Annotated in this window: 15 protein-coding genes; 9 read left to right on the forward strand and 6 right to left on the reverse strand. The window is 66.1% G+C overall.

All coding sequences use genetic code 11. The features are described from left to right. Positions 1-51: 51 nt before the first annotated feature. Together QFZ54_RS03265 and QFZ54_RS03270 are read right to left on the reverse strand one after the other, a co-directional pair. Positions 52-1,035: a cation diffusion facilitator family transporter gene (locus QFZ54_RS03265; protein WP_307084365.1), complete on the reverse strand. Its 984-nt coding sequence runs from the start codon at positions 1,033-1,035 to the stop codon at positions 52-54. Between the two features lie 256 nt (positions 1,036-1,291). Then, the gene (locus QFZ54_RS03270; RefSeq protein ID WP_167398800.1) at positions 1,292-1,456 is read right to left on the reverse strand and encodes a hypothetical protein; all 165 of its coding nucleotides are present in this window, start codon (positions 1,454-1,456) and stop codon (positions 1,292-1,294) included. Positions 1,457-1,642: 186 nt separating this feature from the next. Here QFZ54_RS03270 and QFZ54_RS03275 point away from each other — a divergent pair, with 186 nt between their 5' ends. After that, entirely contained in the window at positions 1,643-3,025 is a 1,383-nt protein-coding gene (locus QFZ54_RS03275) for a helix-turn-helix domain-containing protein (RefSeq protein ID WP_307084367.1), read from the forward strand. A 49-nt stretch (positions 3,026-3,074) separates the two neighbouring features. Here QFZ54_RS03275 and QFZ54_RS03280 read toward each other — a convergent pair whose 3' ends face one another. The 3 genes from QFZ54_RS03280 to QFZ54_RS03290 form a co-directional block, all read right to left on the reverse strand. Then, positions 3,075-4,022 carry an aldo/keto reductase gene (locus QFZ54_RS03280; RefSeq protein WP_307084369.1) on the reverse strand — a complete coding sequence of 316 codons (948 nt, stop codon included), beginning with the start codon at positions 4,020-4,022 and terminating at the stop codon, positions 3,075-3,077. After that, positions 4,019-4,219, reverse strand: coding sequence for a hypothetical protein (locus QFZ54_RS03285; protein ID WP_307084372.1), 201 nt, complete (start codon positions 4,217-4,219; stop codon positions 4,019-4,021). The genes QFZ54_RS03280 and QFZ54_RS03285 overlap by 4 nt, the downstream gene beginning before the upstream one ends. A gap of 114 nt (positions 4,220-4,333) precedes the next feature. Next, positions 4,334-4,705 carry a hypothetical protein gene (locus QFZ54_RS03290; protein WP_307084374.1) on the reverse strand — a complete coding sequence of 124 codons (372 nt, stop codon included), beginning with the start codon at positions 4,703-4,705 and terminating at the stop codon, positions 4,334-4,336. 193 nt (positions 4,706-4,898) lie between these two features. Between QFZ54_RS03290 and QFZ54_RS03295 the strand changes: the two genes are divergently transcribed. The 5 genes from QFZ54_RS03295 to QFZ54_RS03315 all read left to right on the forward strand — a co-directional run bounded on the left by QFZ54_RS03295 (position 4,899) and on the right by QFZ54_RS03315 (position 12,677). Next, the gene (locus QFZ54_RS03295) at positions 4,899-5,852 is read left to right on the forward strand and encodes an ArsR/SmtB family transcription factor (RefSeq protein ID WP_307084377.1); all 954 of its coding nucleotides are present in this window, start codon (positions 4,899-4,901) and stop codon (positions 5,850-5,852) included. Beyond that, positions 5,849-6,793: a methylenetetrahydrofolate reductase gene (metF, locus tag QFZ54_RS03300; protein ID WP_307084378.1), complete on the forward strand. Its 945-nt coding sequence runs from the start codon at positions 5,849-5,851 to the stop codon at positions 6,791-6,793. The genes QFZ54_RS03295 and metF overlap by 4 nt, the downstream gene beginning before the upstream one ends. A 128-nt stretch (positions 6,794-6,921) precedes the next feature. After that, positions 6,922-7,980, forward strand: coding sequence for a homocysteine S-methyltransferase family protein (locus QFZ54_RS03305; RefSeq protein ID WP_307084380.1), 1,059 nt, complete (start codon positions 6,922-6,924; stop codon positions 7,978-7,980). 134 nt (positions 7,981-8,114) lie between these two features. Continuing rightward, the gene (gene metH, locus QFZ54_RS03310; RefSeq protein WP_307084382.1) at positions 8,115-10,832 is read left to right on the forward strand and encodes a methionine synthase; all 2,718 of its coding nucleotides are present in this window, start codon (positions 8,115-8,117) and stop codon (positions 10,830-10,832) included. 69 nt (positions 10,833-10,901) lie between these two features. Next, positions 10,902-12,677 (forward strand): SLC13 family permease, encoded by a 1,776-nt coding sequence (locus QFZ54_RS03315; RefSeq protein WP_307084384.1) that lies wholly within the window; start codon positions 10,902-10,904, stop codon positions 12,675-12,677. Positions 12,678-12,777: 100 nt separating this feature from the next. Here QFZ54_RS03315 and QFZ54_RS03320 read toward each other — a convergent pair whose 3' ends face one another. Continuing rightward, a complete protein-coding gene (locus QFZ54_RS03320) occupies positions 12,778-14,238 on the reverse strand; it encodes an aldehyde dehydrogenase family protein (RefSeq protein ID WP_307089244.1) in 1,461 nt (486 codons plus the stop codon). 119 nt (positions 14,239-14,357) lie between these two features. Here QFZ54_RS03320 and QFZ54_RS03325 point away from each other — a divergent pair, with 119 nt between their 5' ends. From QFZ54_RS03325 to QFZ54_RS03335, 3 genes are all read left to right on the forward strand, one after another. Continuing rightward, positions 14,358-15,332, forward strand: coding sequence for a quinone oxidoreductase family protein (locus tag QFZ54_RS03325; protein WP_307084385.1), 975 nt, complete (start codon positions 14,358-14,360; stop codon positions 15,330-15,332). 431 nt (positions 15,333-15,763) lie between these two features. Beyond that, entirely contained in the window at positions 15,764-18,832 is a 3,069-nt protein-coding gene (locus tag QFZ54_RS03330) for a TonB-dependent receptor (protein WP_307084387.1), read from the forward strand. After that, complete coding sequence (locus tag QFZ54_RS03335) at positions 18,832-19,854, forward strand: phytase (protein WP_307084389.1); 1,023 nt, start codon at positions 18,832-18,834, stop codon at positions 19,852-19,854. The genes QFZ54_RS03330 and QFZ54_RS03335 overlap by 1 nt, the downstream gene beginning before the upstream one ends. Position 19,855: the final 1 nt, after the last annotated feature.

The raw sequence follows: 19,855 nt of genomic DNA on the forward strand, positions 1-19,855 counted from the left end.
GATGCTATCGCGCAAACTCAAGCGTTGCCAGCGGCTTGCGTATAACTCAGATTAGGCGTGGTTTCGATTGGGAGCGCCGTCGTCGTGACGAGGCTCGATAGCCAGCACCGCGTTCTCGCGCTTCTCCGGGCGGATATATATCGACGACAGCGTCGGCACGGCGGCGCGAAGTTCGGTCTCCATCGCCTCGATCATCGTTTCGCCGTCGCTCATCGTGACCGCGTCGTCGAAGTCCGCGCTGATTGCGACGAAGATGCTGTCGGGCGCGGCGTGGACCGTGCGGACGTGGTTGACCGAGACGATCGCGGGATGCGCCGCAACGATCTTTTGGATCGTGGCGATCACGGCCGGGTCGGCGCGCTCGCCGATCAGCAAGCCCTTCGATTCGCGCGCCAACAACACGGCGACCAAGGCGAGGATCAGCCCGATCGCGATTGATGCGGCGCCGTCGATGCGCGGATCGTTGAACGCATGGCTTGCCCAGATGCCCATTCCGGCGATCACGAGACCCGCCAGCGCCGCGGAATCCTCGAACAACACGATGAAGCCGGCCGGATCCTTCGACCGGTGGATCGCCGACCACCAGCCCATGTCGCCCTTGGTCTTCGAGAATTCACGCACCGCGATCGTCCAGCTGCTGCCCTCCAGCGCGAACGATATGGCGAGCACGATATAGTTGATCGTCGGGCTGGTCAGCGGTTCCGGGTCCTGGATGTGCCGCCACCCCTCGTAGATCGACACGCCCGCGCCGATCGCGAAGATCAGGATCGCGACGACGAACGCCCAGAAATACAGTTCTCGGCCATAGCCGAACGGGTGCGCCTCGTCGGCCGGGCGCTTTGCCTTGCGCTGGCCGTAGAGCAACAGCACCTGATTGCCGCTGTCGACGACCGAGTGAAACCCTTCGGTCAGCATCGACGACGATCCGGTCATGCCGGCGGCGACGAACTTTGCCACGCCGATCCCGAGATTGGCGGCGAGGGCGCCGTACAGGACGATATCGTCCTTGATGCGCGCGGTCAGTGAGGTAGCCATGCCGCCGTCCTACACGAGGGGATGCGGTTGGAAAGGGGCGGAATTTCGACGCGAGTTTCCCTTCCCCCCTCCCTGAAAGGGAGGGGCCGGGGGTGGGTAGGTCACCGCATTAATCGAACCGGCACGACACGAGCGGGCCGACCCACCCCCAACCCCTCCCTTTCAGGGAGGGGCGAAGTCAGAGGAAACAGGAATACCCGCCGATGGACGAACCATCGGCGGGTACCTTTCCTCCCCAGGAAACTCTTGAACGGGTTTAGCCGAGCCGACCGAGACGGTGGTACAGCGCGCTCATCCGCATCAGCCGAGCGTCGTCGATGGAGGTCTTGCTGATCATCTCGCCGAGCACCTCCTTCATCAGCGCGAAATCGTTGGTCGAGAAGACGGCGCGGGCGCGGGGTTGTTCGGTGGTCGTCTGCATGGCTTGCCTCCTTCATGGCCTGTCTCTCCCTTTACAGCTTTCATCTGCGTGGAGAGGCGATGCCCAACTGGTACCGGCGCACATGCCTCCGGGAGAATGGCAAACAACGCGAACTCGGCGTCGGACTGTCGGCGATCCTTGATAATCGGCTGTCCGTCTGTAAAGATCGTGACAGGAGATTGGGCGATGGCAGACCGTAAATTGCTCGCAGGACATGCGATCAGGCGCTTGCGCAGGAGCGCCGGGCTCACGCAGGCGGCGATGTCCGAGATCCTGTCCATCAGTCCCAGCTATCTCAATCTGGTCGAGCGCAATCAGCGACCGATCTCCGCGACGTTGCTGATCAAGCTCGCCGAGAGCTTCGACTTCGATCCGCGAGCGCTTGCGGCAGGGGAACCGGGCGGCGGTGCGGATGCGATCCGCAGACGGCTGGCGGATCCGATGTTCGCCGATCTCGAGATCGATCGCACGGAGGTCGAGGAATGGTTGGCCAGCGCGCCCGGTGGAGCCGCAGCGTTCGCGCGCGTGTTCGACCGGATCGGTGGGGGCACGGCAGTCGGAAGCGGCGACGATCCGGTGACGCTCGTCCGGCGCGAAATCGAACGCTGGCGCAACCATTTCGCCGACCTAGATGCGACAGCCGAAGCGCTGGCGGACGAGTTGCGGCTCGGTGCGGGCGATCTGTACGGCGCGATCGCCGAACGGCTGCGTGCGAGGCACGGTCTGACGATCCGCGTGCTGCCGGCCGACGTGCTGCCGGACATGCTGCGCCGGCTCGACCTCCACGCGCGCCAGTTGCAGCTGAGCGAGATGCTCGACCCTGCCTCGCGGACGTTCGCGGTCGCCTTTCAGCTGGGCCAGATCGAGGCGAAGGCGGAGATCGATGCGCTCGCTAAGGGCGCAGGCTTCACCGATCGCGCCGCCGAGCGGCTCTATCGCCGCCACCTGCTCGGCTATTTCGCTGCCGCGCTGATGATGCCGTACGCCCGGTTCCTGCGCGGGTGCGAGACGACCGGCTACGATATCGAGCTTCTGCAACGCCGGTTCGGGGCAGGCTTCGAACAGGTCGCGCACCGGTTGACGACGTTGCAGCGGGTGGGCGCGCGCGGGCTGCCGTTCTTCATGATCCGGATCGACCGCGCGGGGCAGGCATCGAAGCGCTATCCCGGCGCAAGCGGTGCGGCGCTGGTCGAGGCGGATGGGCGCTGTCCGCTGTGGCGGTTGCATCACGCATTCGACCGGCCCGGCAGTTTGATGGTCCAACTCGTCGAACTTGAAGACGGCGCGCGTTGGCTGACGATGGCGCGAACGGTGACACCGCAGGGCAGTCGCTTTGGCGCGGTCCATGCCGAATTTGCGATCGGCCTCGGTGTGGCGGCATCACAAGCCGGCGTGCTGGCGGCGGCGAGCGGTTTCGATCTGGCGGGGAGGGCCATGCCGATCGGCCTGGGTTGCCGCGCCTGCTTCCGCAACGACTGCCCGCAACGCTCGATCGCGCCCGCGGGCCGGGCATTGCTGATCAACGAACGGGAAAGGCGCACATCGGCGCTGACGTTCGCGGGGGACTAGGGACCGAACGACCTAGATCGATCCTCCCCTGGGGGGGAGGATCGATAGGTCAGGCGCCCGCGTCGGTGAGGGCGGCCAGTTGGTCCTCGGTCAGCTCCAGCGTCATCGCCGGCAACAGGTCTTCGATCTGCTTTACGCTGGTGGCGCTGGCGATCGGCGCGGTGATGCCGGGTTGGGCGAGCAGCCATGCCAACGCGACTTGTGCATGGGTCGCGCCGGTCGCTTCCACGACCGAGTCCATCGCGTCGAGCACCGCCTTGCCGGTGCCTTCGAGCAATTCGCCCATTCGGCCGCCACGGATGCTCTGGCCGAGGTCTTCCTTGGTGCGGTATTTGCCGGTGAGGAACCCCGACGCGAGCCCGTAATACGGCAGCACGCCGATATTTTCGACGACGCAATAATCCTGCAATTCGCCTTCGAATTTGGTGCGGCTGACCAGATTATATTCGGGCTGGAGCACGTGATAGCGAGGCAAATCGGACGTCTTGGCGGCCTCGACCGCGGACTTCAGGCGGGCGGCGTGGAAGTTGGACGCGCCGATGACGCGGACCTTCCCAGCGTCGACCAGTTTGCCGAACGCTTCGAGCACAGCCTCCTGCGGCTGCGACTCGTCGTCCTGGTGCGCGTAATAAAGGTCGATCCGATCGGTACCGAGACGCTTGAGCGACGCTTCGGCAGCAGCGACGATGCGCGCGGGGGCGAGCTTCTCGCCGCCTTCGCCGGGAAGCATGCCGACCTTGGTCGCGATCAGCACGTCGTCGCGCCTGCCGCTGGTCTTCAGCCATTCGCCGATCATGCTTTCGGATTCGCCGCCCTTGTGACCATCGACCCATGCCGAGTATGCGTCGGCGGTGTCGATCATCGTGCCGCCGCCGGCGACGAACGCATCGAGCACGGCGAAGCTCGCCGCGCGGTCGGCGGTCCAGCCGAACACGTTGCCGCCGAGGACGAGGGGGGCGATCTTCAGATCGGTCGAGCCGAGGCGGCGGAGAGTCATCGGGTCTGATCGCTTTGATTCGAGGAGATTTCGGTATCGTCGGGCGCAGCGGCAACCGCGTTCAGATCGACGCTGTTGGCGTCTAGCATCGCAGCGGCTTCGTTCAACTGATGCGCTTCGTCCGCCGTAACGGCGCCGGGTTCGGTGGCCGGAGAGCAGGCCGCCAGCGCGGAGATGACAAACAGCGCCCCCAACATCGCACCGTCATGCCAGCGAAAGCCGGTATCTTCCCGGAGAGGTCGTCGTGACCCGAACCGGGAGGTTTCAGCATGCACTAGGGTGACGGTGGAGTGGGGGCGCCCTGGCAAGATTTAGTCCTTGATCGCGTTGCCGGCGCGGGTCAGCGCGTTGCCGGTGGCGTCAGCGGCCCGGTCGGCCCCGTTGTTGATCGACGCGCCCGCGCGGTCTGCGCCGGCTTCGATTCGGTCGCCGGCGCGGTCGGTCTTGGCATCGAGATTGTCGGTCGAGTTGTCGAGGCGGGCAGCGGCATTGTCGAGCGAACGCTCGGCCGAACCGAGCGCGCGATCGCTGGCGGCGCTGACGTCGTCGACGGCATTGGCGGTGGTCGCGCTCGCGTCGGCAGCAATGGCGTTGGCGGCCTGTGCAGTCTCGTCCTGCGCGTTGTTGCTGCAGGCGGCGAGGCCGGCGGTCAGGGCCAGGGCGGGGATCAGGAACTTCTTCATACGTATCTACTCCCGTAAACGTCGTCTTGTGGACCAGCAAAATCACAGCCCATAGCGCAATCGAACGCGGACAAGGCGTTTCCGATCCGTCACGACCGTCGCGGATGCGACAAGCCGCTCCGGCTCGCACCTGATGTCGAAGACGCTCACGCTCGCGTTGACCTCATATAAAGAATTCTTTATATGACCGGTCATGACGATGGCGCTCGAAATCTTCCGTGCATTGGCTGATGCGACCCGATTGCGGATTCTGGCGCTGTTGCGGCGTATGGAGCTGTCGGTCGGCGAACTCGCGCAGGTGCTCGGGCAGAGCCAGCCACGCGTGTCGCGGCATGTGAAGATCCTGTGCGATGCCGGGCTTGCCGAACGTCGCAAGGAGGGCAGCTGGGTGTTCGTCGCGCTTGGTGCGCCCGACGTGGTCGAACCGGTCGCGGCGGCGCTGGATGTCTGGGCGAAGGCCGAACCGGATCATTGGGCGGTGGCGGATGCGGCACGGCTTGCCGCGGTGCGCGCGGACCGGGCGGCGAGTGCGGCGGCGTGGTTCGAGGGGCATGCCGACGAATGGGACGCGATCCGGTCGCTGCACGTCGCCGATAGCGAGGTCGAGGCGGCGATGGCACTCGTGCTGGGCGACGCTCCGGTAGGGACGCTTATCGATATCGGTACGGGTACCGGGCGGATGCTCGAATTGTTCGGCGGACGGGCTACGGTCGCGCTCGGGATCGATCGCAGTTCGGAGATGCTGCGGCTTGCGCGGGCGAAGCTTCACGACATGACGCACGCGGAACTGCGCCAGGCGGACCTTTACGCGCTGCCGATGGCGGATGCCGCGGCGGATGTCGCGATCCTGCACCACGTCCTGCATTTCGCGCAGCAGCCCGGCGCGGCGGTGAGTGAGGCGGCGCGGGTCCTCGCGCCCGGCGGGCGGCTGTTGATCGCGGACTTTGCAAGCCACGACCGTGAGGAATTGCGGGTGCGCGATGCGCACACGCGTCTCGGGTTCGCGGACGAGCAGATGGCGGCGTGGTTCGAGGCGGCGGGCTTGCAGACGGCGCGGGTCGAGACGCTCGAGGGCGGTGAGTTGACGGTAAAATTATGGCTCGGCCGGCAGATCGGCGCGAGCTTGCGTGAGGTGAAGGCGGCATGACGAACATTTCGATCCCCCAACTGGCCGAAGCGCGGCGCGCGCTTGAGGAACCGCTGTTCGCGGACCTAGCGGGCGATGTCGGTATCAGCTTCGAATTCTTCCCGCCCAAAAGCGAGAAGATGGAGACGCAGCTCTGGGACGCGATCCGGACGCTGGAGCCGCTTGGCCCCGATTTCGTGTCGGTCACCTACGGCGCTGGCGGTTCCACGCGCGAGCGGACGCACGCGACGGTCGCGCGGATCCAGCGCGAGACGTCGATGAATGCGGCCGCGCATCTGACCTGCGTCGAGGCGACCAAGGCCGAGATCGACCAGGTCGCCGAGGAGTATTGGGCGGCAGGCGTGCGCCACATCGTCGCGCTGCGCGGCGACATGCCGACGCTCGGCCAGCCGTATCAGGCGCATCCGGGTGGGTATGAGAATGCGGCGGCTCTTGTTGCTGGCCTGCGGAAGCTGCACCCGTTCGAGATTTCGGTCGCGGCGTATCCCGAATGCCATCCGGAATCGGGCGGCCATGATGCTGATCTCGACAATCTGAAGCGCAAGCTCGACGCGGGTGCGAGCCGCGCGATCACGCAGTTCTTCTTCTCCCCCGAGGCGTATTTCCGGTTTCGCGACCGGGTTGCGGCGGCGGGGATCACCGCGCAGATCCTGCCGGGCATCCTGCCGGTCTCCAACGTCGCCCAGACGCGCAAGTTCGCAGGCGCTTGCGGCGCGGAAATCCCGGCGTGGATGGACCGGCTGTTCGAAGGCCTCGACGATCATCCCGCTGCCCGGCAACTCGTTGCGGCGACGATCGCGGCCGAGATGTGCCGGCGGCTCTATGCGGGCGGCGTGAAGGACTTCCACTTCTACACGCTCAACCGCGCGGAGCTGGCCTACGCGATCTGCCACATGCTGGGTGTTCGCGCGAAGCCGGTTGAAAAGGTCGCCGCGGCCTAACTTCTGCCCCCCTCCCGTAAGCGGGAGGGGCCGGGGGTGGGCTCGCGCTCTCCTCCAACGTTACCGCCCGAGGATATCAGGCGCCCACCCCCGACCCCTCCCGCTCGCGGGAGGGGGGAGTGAATACGATGACACCACGTGAACGTTTCAACGCGGAAGCCGCCAAGCGCATCCTGATCACCGACGGCGCGTTCGGCACCGAGATCCAGAACTGGAAGCTCGACGAGGCGGCCTATGCGGGATCGCTCGGCTTGAGCCATGACCAGAAGGGCAACAACGACATCCTGGCGATCACCAAGCCGGAAGTCCCCGAGACGATCACGCGCGAATATCTGGAAGCCGGTTCGGACATCGTCTCGACCAACACGTTCAGCGCCAACGTGATCTCGCAGGCCGATTACGGCGCCGAGCATCTGGTGCGCGAAATCAACGTCGAGTCCGCGCGGATCGCGCGTGCGCTCGCGACCGAATACGAAGCGAAGGACGGTCGTCCGCGCTTCGTCGCCGGCGCGATCGGGCCGACCAACAAGACACTGTCGCTGTCGCCCGACGTCAACGATCCGGGGTTCCGCGAGATCGACTTCGATTACTTGAAGGGCGTGTACCGCGAGCAGATCGACGCGCTGCTAGAGGGCGGCGAGGGGGTCGGAGTCGACTTCATCCTGATCGAGACGGTGTTCGATACGCTCAACGCGAAGGCCGGCATCATGGCGGCGATCGAGGCGGGCGACGCGCTTGGGCGCGACGTGCCGATCATGATGTCGATGACGTTGACGGATCTTAGCGGGCGTAACCTGTCGGGGCATACGGTCGAGGCGTTCTGGCACGCGGTGCGGCATGCCAAGCCGATCACGATCGGGCTGAATTGTTCGTTCGGGGCGGAGCAGTTGCGGCCGCATGTGAAGACGCTGTCGGCGATCGCGGATACGCTGATCATGGTCTACCCGAACGCTGGCCTGCCCAACGAACTCGGCGAGTATGACGAGCAGCCGGAGACGACGGCGGGGTTGGTCGGCGAGTGGGCGGTGGCGAAACAGGTCAACGTGCTCGGCGGCTGCTGCGGGTCGACGCCGGCGCATATCAAGGCGATGGCGGATGGTGTGCGCGGGCTAGAGCCGCGGGTCGTGGCGCGGCCGGAAGTACGGACCAAACTCGCCGGCCTCGAACCGTTCACGATGGCGGCCTGACTTCTTTCCCCTCCCGCAAGCGGGAGGGGGCAGGGGGTGGGCTCGCGCTCCCCTCCAACGATTAGGCCCGCGGATGGCGGGCGCCCACCCCCCGACCCCCTCCCGCTTGCGGGAGGGGGGGAAGAACCAGACAGATGACCACCACTTCTTCCTCCTCATTCGTCAACATCGGCGAGCGCACCAACGTCACCGGCTCCGCGCGCTTCAAGAAGCTGATCATGGCCGGCGATTACCCCGCCGCGGTCGAGGTCGCGCGCCAGCAGGTCGAGAGCGGCGCGCAGGTGCTCGACGTCAACATGGACGAGGGGCTGCTCGACGCGCATCACGCGATGACGACGTTCCTGAAACTGATCGCCGCCGAACCCGATATCGCGCGCATCCCGTTCATGGTCGACAGCTCGAAATGGAGCGTGATCGAGGCGGGGCTGAAGTGCGTCAGCGGCAAGCCGATCGTCAATTCGATCAGCATGAAGGAGGGCGAGGAGCAGTTCCTGGCGCAGGCGCGCAAGTGCATGGCGTACGGTGCGGCGGTGGTCGTGATGGCGTTCGACGAGGTCGGGCAGGCGGACACCAAGGACCGCAAGGTCGAGATCTGCGAGCGCGCCTATAAGCTGCTCGTCGGGATCGGCTTCCCGCCCGAGGACATCATCTTCGATCCCAACGTGTTCGCGGTCGCGACGGGGATCGAGGAGCACAACAACTACGGCGTCGACTTCATCGAGGCGTGCAAGGAGATCAAGGCACGCTGCCCTCACGTCCATATCTCGGGCGGGCTGTCGAACTTCAGCTTCTCGTTCCGCGGCAATGAGCCGGTGCGCCGGGCGATGCACAGCGTGTTCCTGTACTACGCGATCCCCGCGGGTATGGACATGGCGATCGTCAACGCCGGTCAGCTCGACATCTACGACGACATCGATCCCGAACTGCGCAAGGCGGTCGAGGACGTCGTGCTCAACACCGATCCCGAGGCCGGCGACCGGCTGGTAGCGCTCGCCGAACGCTATCGCGGGACCGACGTGGTCGCCGAGAAGGCGGCGGCGGAATGGCGCTCACTCGGCGTCAACAAACGGCTCGAATATGCGCTGGTCAAGGGCATCGACCTTCACGTCGTCGAGGATACCGAGGAAGCGCGGCAGATCATCGAGACCAATGGCGGCCGCCCGATCGAGGTCATCGAAGGTCCGCTGATGGACGGCATGAACGTCGTCGGCGACCTGTTCGGCTCTGGGAAAATGTTCCTGCCGCAGGTCGTGAAGTCGGCGCGCGTGATGAAGAAGGCGGTCGCGCATCTGCTGCCGTATATCGAGGCGGCCAAGGAGCCCGGCGCGCGCGGCAAGGGCAAGATCATCATGGCGACCGTCAAGGGCGACGTGCATGACATCGGCAAGAACATCGTCGGCGTGGTGTTGCAGTGCAACGGCTTCGACGTGGTCGATCTCGGCGTGATGGTGCCGTGGTCGAAGATCCTCGAAGCGGCGAACGAGAACGATGCGGACATGATCGGGCTCAGCGGGCTGATCACGCCGAGCCTCGACGAGATGGTGACGGTCGCCGAGGAGATGAAGCGCGCGGGCATGACGATGCCGCTGCTGATCGGCGGCGCGACGACCTCGAAGGTCCACACCGCGCTCAGGATCGCGCCCGCGTACGACGGTCCAGTGGTGCATGTGCTCGACGCCAGCCGCGCGGTGGGCGTTGCCTCGACGCTGGTGTCGGACACGATCCGCGACGAGTTCGTGACCAAGACCGCGGACGAATATGAGGCGGTGCGGATCTCGCGCGCGAACAAGGGGCAGAGCGAATTGCTGCCCTTGGCTACCGCACGGGAGCGCAAGTTCGTGGCGGACTTTTCGTTGAAGCCTGCTGCGCCCGTGAAACCCGGCGTGCACGTATTCGCGGACTGGGACCTGACCGATCTGCGCGACTATATCGACTGGACGCCGTTCTTCCGCGCATGGGAACTGGCAGGGAACTTCCCAGCGATCCTGACCGACGAGGTCGTCGGCGAGAGTGCGAGTGCGCTGTATGCGGATGCGCAGGCGATGCTCGATACGATCGTCGCGGAGAAGTGGCTGACCCCGCGCGGGGTCGCGGGGCTGTGGCCGGCGCGCCGTGAGGGCGATGATGTTGTGGTCACCGCTTCCCCCCTCCCGCAAGCGGGAGGGGCCGGGGGTGGGCACGCGCTCTCCTCCATCGGCACGCTTCAGGATGGCGCGAGCCCACCCCCCAACCCCCTCCCGCAAGCGGGCGGGGGGGAAGAAGTCCGCCTCCCCATGCTGCGCCAACAGATCGCCAAGCGCGAGGGCCGCGCCAACATGTGTCTCGCCGATTTCATCGACACCCAGGACGACTGGTTCGGCGGGTTCGCAGTCGGTATCCACGGCATCGACGAGCACATCGCGCGGTTCAAGGCAGGGCATGACGATTACAACGACATCCTGCTCAAGGCGCTCGCCGACCGCTTCGCCGAAGCCTTCGCCGAACGCCTCCACAAGCATGTTCGCCAAGAGCTATGGGGCTATGCGCCCGAGGAACAGCTCACCAACGACGCGCTGATCAAGGAGCAGTATCGCGGCATCCGCCCCGCACCGGGCTATCCCGCCTGCCCGGACCACAGCCTCAAGCCGATCCTGTTCGACCTGCTCGACGCCGAGACCGCGACCGGGCTGGAACTGACCGAGAGCTTCGCGATGTTCCCGACCGCCGCGGTATCGGGCTTCTATTTCGGCCACCCGCAGGCGGAGTATTTCGGCGTCGCGCGCGTCGGTCGCGACCAGCTCGAGGATTACGCCGCACGCCGTGGCGCCGACCTCAAGACCGCCGAGCGCTGGCTTCGTCCTAACCTCGACTAAGGTCCGGGCTCGCGCGCGGAACAACCGCCGTGAGCCCGCGCTTACTATGGGTCCACATGCGGAGACCCGATGACCGTTCCCCAGTATCTCTCGATCGCCACGCTGTTCGGGATGATGGCGCTCTTCATCTGGGGCAGGTTTCGCTACGACGTCACCGCGATCCTCGCGCTGCTCGCCAGCATCGCGCTCGGCATCGTCAGCCCGAAGGACGCGTTCAAGGGCTTTTCCGACGACATCGTCATCATCGTCGGCTCGGCGCTGGTGATCTCGGCGGCGGTGCAGCGCTCGGGAATCATCGAACGTGCTCTGGCCAAGTTCGCCAAGCGCGTGACGCGGGTCCGCTCGCAACTGTTGCTGCTGACCGCGTCGGTCGGGTTCGCCTCCGCGCTGGTCAAGAACATCGGCGCGCTCGCGATGCTGATGCCCGCCGCGTTCCAGATGGCGAAGAAGAACGATACGTCGCCCTCGGTCTTCCTGATGCCGATGGCGTCCGCATCTTTGCTCGGCGGGCTCATCACACTGGTCGGCACGTCGCCCAACATCATCGTCAGCCGCGTGCGCGAACAGATGACCGGGCATCCGTTCGGGATGTTCGACTATGCCCCGGTCGGGCTCGGCCTGACGCTGATGGGGCTGATCTATCTGCGGTTCGCCTACCGGCTGCTGCCCCGCGATCGCCGGGCGGCAGCGACGATGGGCGAGGCGCTCGACATCAAGGGCTATATCACCGAGGCGATGATCCCGGAGGGGTCTCCCGCGGTCGACGATACGGTCGATGCGTTCCTCGACCGCCACGACCGCGAGGTGACGATCACGCGAATCCTCCGCGCCGGGATGCGCAGCGCACCGCACGACCACACGCATCTGCGCGCCGGCGACACGCTGATCCTCGGCGGAGAACCCGATGCGCTCGAACGCGTGATCGCGCGCGACCGGTTGAAGCTCGAAGGTGAGGACCGCGAAAAGGCCGACGAGGACGACGACGACGAGGTCGGCGTGATCGAAGCGGTTATCAACGTCGGCTCACAGCTCGTCGGGCGCACTGCCGCAAGGCTCGCGTTGCAGGCACGCTACGGCGTCAATCTGATCGCGATCTCGCGGCAGGGCGAGCACCTCTCCCGCCGTCTCGCCAACACCGAACTCCGCGCCGGCGACGTGCTGGTGTTGCAAGGGCCGCTTGAGCAATTGCCGAGCAAACTGCGCGATCTCGGCTGTCTTCCGCTGGCGCAGCGCGAGATGCGGCTCGGCGTGTCGAAGCGTAGCTGGCTACCGATCGCCATCCTCGCGGTGGCAATGAGTGCGACCGCGCTGGGGTTCGTGCCCGTCGCGGTCGCGTTCTTCGCCGCGGCGGGGCTGATCATGGCGACCGGCGTGCTGCCGGTGCGCGAGGCGTACGACCATGTCGAATGGCCGATCCTGATCATGCTCGGCGCGCTGATCCCGGTCAGTGATTCGCTGCGTACCACCGACGCGTCGGAGGTGATCGCGACGTGGCTGTCGTCGACCGCGGCAACCTTGCCGCCCTGGGGCGCGGTCGCGCTGATCCTGGCGGCGGCGATGGCGGTGACGCCGTTCCTCAACAACGCCGCGACGGTGCTGGTGATGGCACCGATCGCCGCCACCTTCGCCGGCGATCTCGGGTTTCGGCCGGAGGCGTTCCTGATGGCGACGGCAGTCGGGGCGGGGTGCGATTTCCTCACGCCGATCGGACACCAGTGCAACACGCTGGTGATGGGGCCGGGCGGGTACAGGTTCAGCGACTACGCGCGGCTCGGCGCACCGTTGTCGCTGCTGGTGTTGCTGGTAGGCACCCCGCTAATCGTCGCGGTCTGGCCGATGCATTGAGTCACCCGTCATCCTGACGAAAGTCAGGATCCAGAGTTACGCGCGCCGTCCCATCGGCTCTGGATCCTGACTTTCGTCAGGATGACGGAGGGTTGCAGGGTCAGGCCCCAGCTTCCGCCGGCTTGCCCTCGCGCACATTACCCGGCAGACCGGTGATCGTCTTCACCTCCATGAAGTCGGTCAGGCCGTAGCGCCCGTTCTCGCGGCCGTTGCCCGATTGCTTGTAGCCACCGAATGGCGCGCCGATGTCCGGGCTCCACGAGTTGATCGTCACCAGCCCCGCGCGCAACTTCGGTGCGACCTTCGCCGCCGCCGCCGGGTCGCCCGAGATCGTCGCCGACAGTCCGTACTCCGTCGCGTTGGCGATGCGGATGCCTTCGTCCTGATCCTGATACGCGGTAATCGTAGCGACCGGGCCGAAGGTTTCCTCCTGCGCGATCCGCATGTCCGGCCGCACGTCGGTGAACAACGTCGGCTGGATGTAATATCCCGCATTGCGCCCGTCCGGCCGCCCGACGCCGCCCGTCACCAAGGTCGCACCTTCGTCGATCGCGGACTGGATCAGCCCCTGGATCTTGTCGAACTGCGCCTTGTTGACGACCGGGCCAATATGCTGGCCCATCTCGGCGGGATCGCCGACCTTGGTCTGCTCCATCATCGACTTCACGATCGCGGTCGCCTCGGCAACCTGGCTCGCATGTACCAGCAGCCGGGTAGGCGCGATGCAGCTCTGGCCCGAATTGGCGAGCACCCCCGCGACCGTCGGCGGTAGCACCGTGGCGAGATCGGAACCCTCCAGCACGAGGTTCGCCGCCTTGCCGCCAAGCTCCTGATGCACGCGCTTCACGGTCGGTGCCGCTGCCAGTGCGACCGCGATCCCCGCGCGGGTCGAGCCGGTGAAGCTCACCATATCGACGTCGCGATGCGCGCACAGGGCCGCGCCAACCCCCGGACCGTCGCCGTTGACGAGATTGAACACCCCCGCCGGTACGCCTGCCGCATCCATGATCTCCGCCAGGATCACGGCGCACGACGGCGCCTCCTCGGACGGCTTCAGGATCATCGTGTCGCCCGCCGCCAGCGCCGGCGCGACCTTCGCGCAGATCTGGTTCAGCGGCCAGTTCCACGGTGTGATCATCGCGACGACGCCGAGCGGCTCGTGCACTACGGTCGCCTTGCCGATGACCTCCGAGAACTCGAACGCCGCCAGTGCCTTCGCGGTCGCGGAGAAATGCGCGAGGCCCGTGGGCGCCTGCGCCATCGAGGCGAGCGCCATCGGTGCGCCCATTTCCTGCGACATCGCCTTCGCCAGATCGGGCATCCGCGCCTTGTATTCGGTCATGATCCGGCCGAGCACATCAAGCCGCTCCTGCACGCTCGTCTGGCTCCAGCTCTCGAAGGCGGAGCGTGCCGCCGCGACGGCCTTGTCGACGTCGGCGGCCGTGCCGAGCGTGATCTCGGTGCAGGGTTGCTCGGTCGACGGGTCGATCACCTGATAGACGGTGCCGCCTTCGCTATCGACCCAAGCGCCGTCGATATACTGCTGCAAATAGCTTTTCATCATGCCTCTCCGCATCGTGTCGCTACGTTTTATCGGGCGAAGGAATGGGCTCGCCGCCGATCGGTTGCAACCCGAAACGCATGCCGTAGTGTGGGGGCAGATTTCATCAGGAGGCCGGCATGGCGAGAGTGGCATTCATCGAGAAGACCGGCGGCCCCGAGGTGATCCAGTGGCATGACGTCGAACTGCCGCCGCCGGCAAAGGGCGAGGTCTGGATGCGCAACACCGCGGTCGGCCTCAACTATATCGACACCTACCATCGCAGCGGCGTCTACCCGGTCGACATGCCCTCGGGGCTCGGCAGTGAGGCGGCGGGCGTGGTTATGGCGGTCGGAGAGGGCGTGACGGGGTTCGCGCCCGGCGACCGCGTCGGCACCTTCGGCCCATCGCGCGGCGCCTACGCGACCGAGCGCAACGTTCCCGCCAAGGACCTTTTCAAGCTGCCGGACATGCTGGACGACCGCACCGCCGCGGCGATGCTGCTCAAGGGCACCACCGCCGAGTTCCTGGTCGAGCGCTGCGCCAAGATACAGGCAGGCCAGACCGTCCTCGTCCACGCGGCCGCGGGCGGTGTCGGCCACATCCTGGTCGGCTGGCTGAAGGCGATCGGCGCGACCGTCATCGCCAGCGTCGGCAGCGAGGACAAGGCCGAGCGGACCCGCAAGGCGGGCGCCGATCACGTCATCCTCCACAAGTCCGAGGACATCGCCGCGCGGGTGCGCGAGATCACCGACGGCAAGGGCGTGCCAATAGTGCTCGACGGCGTCGGCGGCGCGACGTGGAACGCCTCGCTCGACAGCGCGGCGCGGCGCGGCCTGATCGTCAGCTACGGCAATGCCGGCGGGGTGGTCGACGGCGTCAACATCGGCGTCCTGGCGCGGAAGGGCTCGCTGTTCGTGACCCGCCCGACGCTGTTCGATTACTACGTCACGTCCGAGGAGAGGCAGGCCGGCATCGCCCGCATGTTCGCGATGCTCGACAGCGGCGCGATCACCCCCGAGATCGGCCAGACCTTCGCCCTCGAAGACGCCGCGGAAGCCCATCGCGCGGTCGAGAGCGGCGAGACCTGGGGAAGCACGCTGCTCCTGCCTTGATCCGAGCGTTGCTCACGAAAGAAGATTGGTTCACGCGAAGGCGCGAAGGCGCGAAGAAGGTTTGTTCACGCGGAGGCGCGGAGGCGCGGAGGCGCGGAGGTGTCCCGCGCGGTACGACCGTCGCGTAACACTTCGGATGTCGATGATGAGGGGGACCGTTGGTCCCGTATTCAGCACCTCCGCGTCTCCGCGTCTCCGCGTGAACCCATTCTTCTAGCCTCCTTGCGCCTTCGGCTTGGCTCGGGACAGGCTTTGCGTGAGTCCGTACCAGCCTGCCGCTTCCACGCGCTGCGCACTATGACGGTGCGGTCGGATGGCGGCCGAAGCAGCTGTCATGGTGCTGTCATGCTGACGTAACGGCGCTGCCATGCGCGGCAGCTACCGCGCCTCCCAAGCCGGCTGAAGAAGTCGGGACCACCCGGGGGAATACCATGAAATCGAACCTGTCGACCCGCGTTCGCGGTCGCGTCCTTGCGCATGCGCTGCTCACCGGCTGCGCGCTGATCCCGCTTACCGTTGCGAGCGCCCATGCGCGTCCCGACGCTGCAACGCCGGTCGGCGCGCCGCGCGCACCCGGCGCGATCACCGGCACCGTGTCCCAGGCGGGCAGCGGGGACTATCTCGATGGCGCATCGGTCTCGATCCCCGCGCTCGAACTGTCGACCGTGGTCGATCGTACCGGGCGGTTCTCGCTGGTAGGCGTCCCTGCGGGTACGCACGAACTCGTGATCCGTTATGTCGGTTTTCCCGACGCGCGCCGGACGGTGACCGTTGCCGATGCCGCCGTGACGCTCGACGTGGCGATGACGACCGCCACGGGCGCGACCGCGGGCGAGGGTGACGAGATCGTCGTCTCGGGCTCGCGCCCGATCGCGGAATCCGAAGCCGCCGCACTCCAGATCCAGCGCACCAGCCCGTCGCTCGTCTCGGTCATCGCTTCGGATTCGATCGGTCGCCTGCCCGATCAGAACGTCGCGCAGGCGGTCAGCCGCCTCCCCGGCGTCGGCGTCCAGCGCGACCAGGGCCAGGCGCGCTACATCACGCTGCGCGGCGCCCCGATCAACTGGACCACGCTGTCGATCGACGGCATCAACGTCGTCAGCCCCGAAGGTCGCGACGCCCGGTTCGACTCGATCCCGTCGGCGATCGCCTCGCAGATCGTCGTGCGGAAAGCCGTCACCCCCGACATGACCGGCGAGACGATCGCCGGTAATGTCGACATCATCACCCGCTCCGCATTCGACTATCCCGGCATGAAGGTGCAGGCCAAGGGTGGCCTCGGCTATGTCGAACTCGGCAAGAAGACCGAATATGAGGGCTCGCTCGTCGTCTCCGACCGGATCGACACCGGGATCGGCGAGTTCGGCATCGTCTCGTCCGCCAGCCTGTACCGCCGCGGCATGGTCACCGACAATTTCGAGACCGATTTCGAGGCGGTCAAGGAAGACAAGCGCCCCGGCTATCAGACGCGCAACTGGGCGCGCGAGACCGAGAACAAGCTGTATCGCCTGACGCGGAAGAACTATTCGCTGTCGACCCGGCTCGACTGGCGCCCGGCGCCCGGCCACAAGCTGTTCGCGGAGACGATCTACTCGGCGTTCGCGGACGACGAGCAGCGTAACAACTACATCTTCGATCTCGACGATCAGCAGTCGCGTGCGCCGACCGGCAGCGCCGCCTGCACCGTCAACGCACGGCCAGCGTCAGGCACGACCGGCTATGCCGACGTCTGCACCGGCAACACGCCGTTGCTAGGCACGGTCTACGGCGTCGATCTCAACGCGAACTTCACGGTGCGCAAATACAAGCAGTCGGTGTTCACCAACACGGTCGGCGGCGATCACGAACTCGGCGAGTGGAAGGTCGCATGGCGCGGCAACTTCACGCGCTCGATCGACGACCGTACCCAACCGGCGCAGCTGAACTACGAGAGCCCGAGCTTCGCGAACGCCACCAACCGGCTGACCGTCGGCTATGACCTGACCGACCCGCAGCTTGCCAAGGTCCAGCTGTTCCGCACGATCCGCAACGCCGACGGTACGTTCTCGCGCGGTGCACAGGTGACCGCGATCGAGGATTTTCCGACGTCGCTGACCCGCCTCCGCTCGCTGAAGGCGCAGGACGTGACCGAGGCCTACACCGCGAAGCTCGACATCAGCCGCGAGGCGTCGCTGTTCGGCGCGCAGACGGTGTTCACCGCCGGCGTCCGCTATGACGACCGCACCAAGACCGCGAACGAGAACCTGCTCGACATCAACAGCGCGGCGCAGTTCGCCGCCGCGGGGATCTCCACCAACTATTCCGCGATCGCCAAACCCGGCGGGTTCCAGGGCGAAATCCCGCTCGGCTATACCTTCCAGTATTTCGACCGCGACAAGGTGCTCGGGCTGGTCGATCAGGCCAGGAGCGTCGCCAGCTACCAGCCGGTCGACGCCAATTTCTACGAGGTCGGCGAGCGGGTCTATTCGGCCTATGCGATGGCCACCACGACGACCAACTGGGGCAGCATCGTCGGCGGTGCCCGGGTCGAGCATATCCGCAACGACGCGCGCGCCTTCTCGATCGACGCGGCGACCAGCGTGGCGACGCCGGTCGAGGCGAAATCGAGCCAGACGCTCGTCTATCCGAGCCTCCACCTCAACTGGGACGTCAACGACCGGATGAAGGCGCGTCTGTCGTTCAACACTGGCGCCGCACGGCCCGATTACGATCAGCTTCGTCCGAACCTGACGTACAACGACGCCAACCTGACCGTGTCCGGCGGCAACCCCGACGCGAAACCCGAAAAGGCCAAGGGCATCGACGCCTATGTCGAATATTACACGATGCCGCGCGGCTTCCTGTCGATCGGCGCCTATTACAAGGACGTCACCAACGTCTTGTTCGACTCGGTGCAGACCTTCGGCAGTAATATCCTCAACAGCGGCGGCAGCGATCGTTCGCAATATCAGTTCTCGACCGTCCTGAACGGCGGCAAGGGCTATATCATGGGTATCGAGGGCGCGATCCAGCAGCAGCTCGACCCGTTTACCGCCGATCTCGGCCTGCCGGACTGGATGGGTGGCTTCGGCATCCAGCTCAACGCGACGATCAACAAGAGCCGCGCGGACACGCCCGGCACGGGCGATATCCCGTCGCGGAAGGTGCCGCTGCCCGGTGCATCCGACGCGATCTACAATCTGATCGGCTATTACGAAAAATACGGCTTCTCGGCCCGCGTCTCATACCAGAACCGCTCGGCATGGCTCGACGCGATCGGTTCGGTCGCGGACGTCGGCGGCGTCGTCCGCGGTGTCGACGGCGGCGATTTCTATTGGGCCAAGGACAATGAACTTGACGCATCGGTCCGCTACGCGATCAACGGGAATTTCGAGATCTATGCCGATTTCGCCAATCTCCTGAACGGTCCGGGCCGTCGTTATGTCGGCACGCCGGCCTACACGATCGAGCATGAGACGTTCGGCCGGCGTTACACCGGCGGCGTGCGGGTAACGTTCTGATGCGGATACTTTCGTTGGCCGCGCTGCTACTCGCGGGCTGCGCGACGACCTCGGCACCGACCGAAGTCGTGGCACCGATGGTCGCTGCGGCCGCGGAGACCGATCCGGTCGACACCGCCGCCGATGCCGCCGACGACCCCGCGATCTGGCGCAACGCTGCCGATCCGGCAAAGAGCCTCGTCATCGGCACCGACAAAAAGGCCGGCATCCATGTCTACAGCCTGGCTGGCAAGCGACTGAGCTTCACGCCCGCCGCCCGCCTCAACAATGTCGACCTGCGCGATCTCGGCGGGCGGGTGATCGCCGCCGCCAGCGACCGCGCCGATGTGTCTACCGCGCATGTGTCGCTGTTCACGCTCAATACGGCGGCGGCAAAGCTTGTGCCGCTCGGTCGCTTCCCGGTCGGCGCGGGCGAGGCGTACGGCATGTGCCTCTGGACCCGTGCCAGCGACAAGGCGCTGTTCGGCTTCGTCGTGCTGAAGGATGGCCGCATCGATCAGGTGGCGATCGATCTGTCCGGGACATCGCCAAAGGTCACGACGGTCCGCTCGATGAAGCTCGGCACCCAGTCCGAAGGCTGCGTCGTCGACGATCGCACCGGGCAACTCTACGTCGCGGAAGAAGATGTCGGCCTCTGGCGCTTCGACGCCGATCCGTCCGCACCGTCGATCGCAACCCCGATCGCCAAGGTCGACGGCAAGACGCTGGTCGCCGACGCGGAGGGCCTCGCGCTTGCGCCCTCCGGCAAGAGCGGCGGCTATCTCGTCGTGTCGAGCCAGGGCGACAACGCCTACACGCTCTACCGTCTGCCGGGCGTCACCTATGCCGGCCGCTTCCGCATCGGAAGCGGCACGATCGACGGGACCAGCGATACCGACGGCATCGACCTGATGCTCGGCGATTTCGGTCCGGCCTATCCACATGGGTTGCTGGTAGCGCAGGACGGCGACAACGCCCCCGCCACGCAGAACTTCAAATATGTCAGCTGGGACGCGGTCCGAAAGGCGCTTCGGTTGCGATAGG

It is taken from the genome of Sphingomonas faeni, assembly GCF_030817315.1.
Lineage (GTDB): Bacteria > Pseudomonadota > Alphaproteobacteria > Sphingomonadales > Sphingomonadaceae > Sphingomonas > Sphingomonas faeni_C.

Bases quoted from the DNA above. Each gene is read 5' to 3' on its own strand.
- QFZ54_RS03335 (WP_307084389.1), top strand. From the start codon at position 18,832: ATGCGGATACTTTCGTTGGCCGCGCTGCTACTCGCGGGCTGCGCGACG.
- QFZ54_RS03270 (WP_167398800.1), bottom strand. From the start codon at position 1,456: ATGCAGACGACCACCGAACAACCCCGCGCCCGCGCCGTCTTCTCGACC.
- metH (WP_307084382.1), top strand. From the start codon at position 8,115: ATGACCACCACTTCTTCCTCCTCATTCGTCAACATCGGCGAGCGCACC.
- QFZ54_RS03305 (WP_307084380.1), top strand. From the start codon at position 6,922: ATGACACCACGTGAACGTTTCAACGCGGAAGCCGCCAAGCGCATCCTG.
- QFZ54_RS03320 (WP_307089244.1), bottom strand. From the start codon at position 14,238: ATGAAAAGCTATTTGCAGCAGTATATCGACGGCGCTTGGGTCGATAGC.
- QFZ54_RS03285 (WP_307084372.1), bottom strand. From the start codon at position 4,219: ATGTTGGGGGCGCTGTTTGTCATCTCCGCGCTGGCGGCCTGCTCTCCG.
- QFZ54_RS03295 (WP_307084377.1), top strand. From the start codon at position 4,899: ATGACGATGGCGCTCGAAATCTTCCGTGCATTGGCTGATGCGACCCGA.
- QFZ54_RS03265 (WP_307084365.1), bottom strand. From the start codon at position 1,035: ATGGCTACCTCACTGACCGCGCGCATCAAGGACGATATCGTCCTGTAC.
- QFZ54_RS03330 (WP_307084387.1), top strand. From the start codon at position 15,764: ATGAAATCGAACCTGTCGACCCGCGTTCGCGGTCGCGTCCTTGCGCAT.
- QFZ54_RS03280 (WP_307084369.1), bottom strand. From the start codon at position 4,022: ATGACTCTCCGCCGCCTCGGCTCGACCGATCTGAAGATCGCCCCCCTC.
- QFZ54_RS03275 (WP_307084367.1), top strand. From the start codon at position 1,643: ATGGCAGACCGTAAATTGCTCGCAGGACATGCGATCAGGCGCTTGCGC.
- QFZ54_RS03315 (WP_307084384.1), top strand. From the start codon at position 10,902: ATGACCGTTCCCCAGTATCTCTCGATCGCCACGCTGTTCGGGATGATG.
- QFZ54_RS03325 (WP_307084385.1), top strand. From the start codon at position 14,358: ATGGCGAGAGTGGCATTCATCGAGAAGACCGGCGGCCCCGAGGTGATC.
- QFZ54_RS03290 (WP_307084374.1), bottom strand. From the start codon at position 4,705: ATGAAGAAGTTCCTGATCCCCGCCCTGGCCCTGACCGCCGGCCTCGCC.
- metF (WP_307084378.1), top strand. From the start codon at position 5,849: ATGACGAACATTTCGATCCCCCAACTGGCCGAAGCGCGGCGCGCGCTT.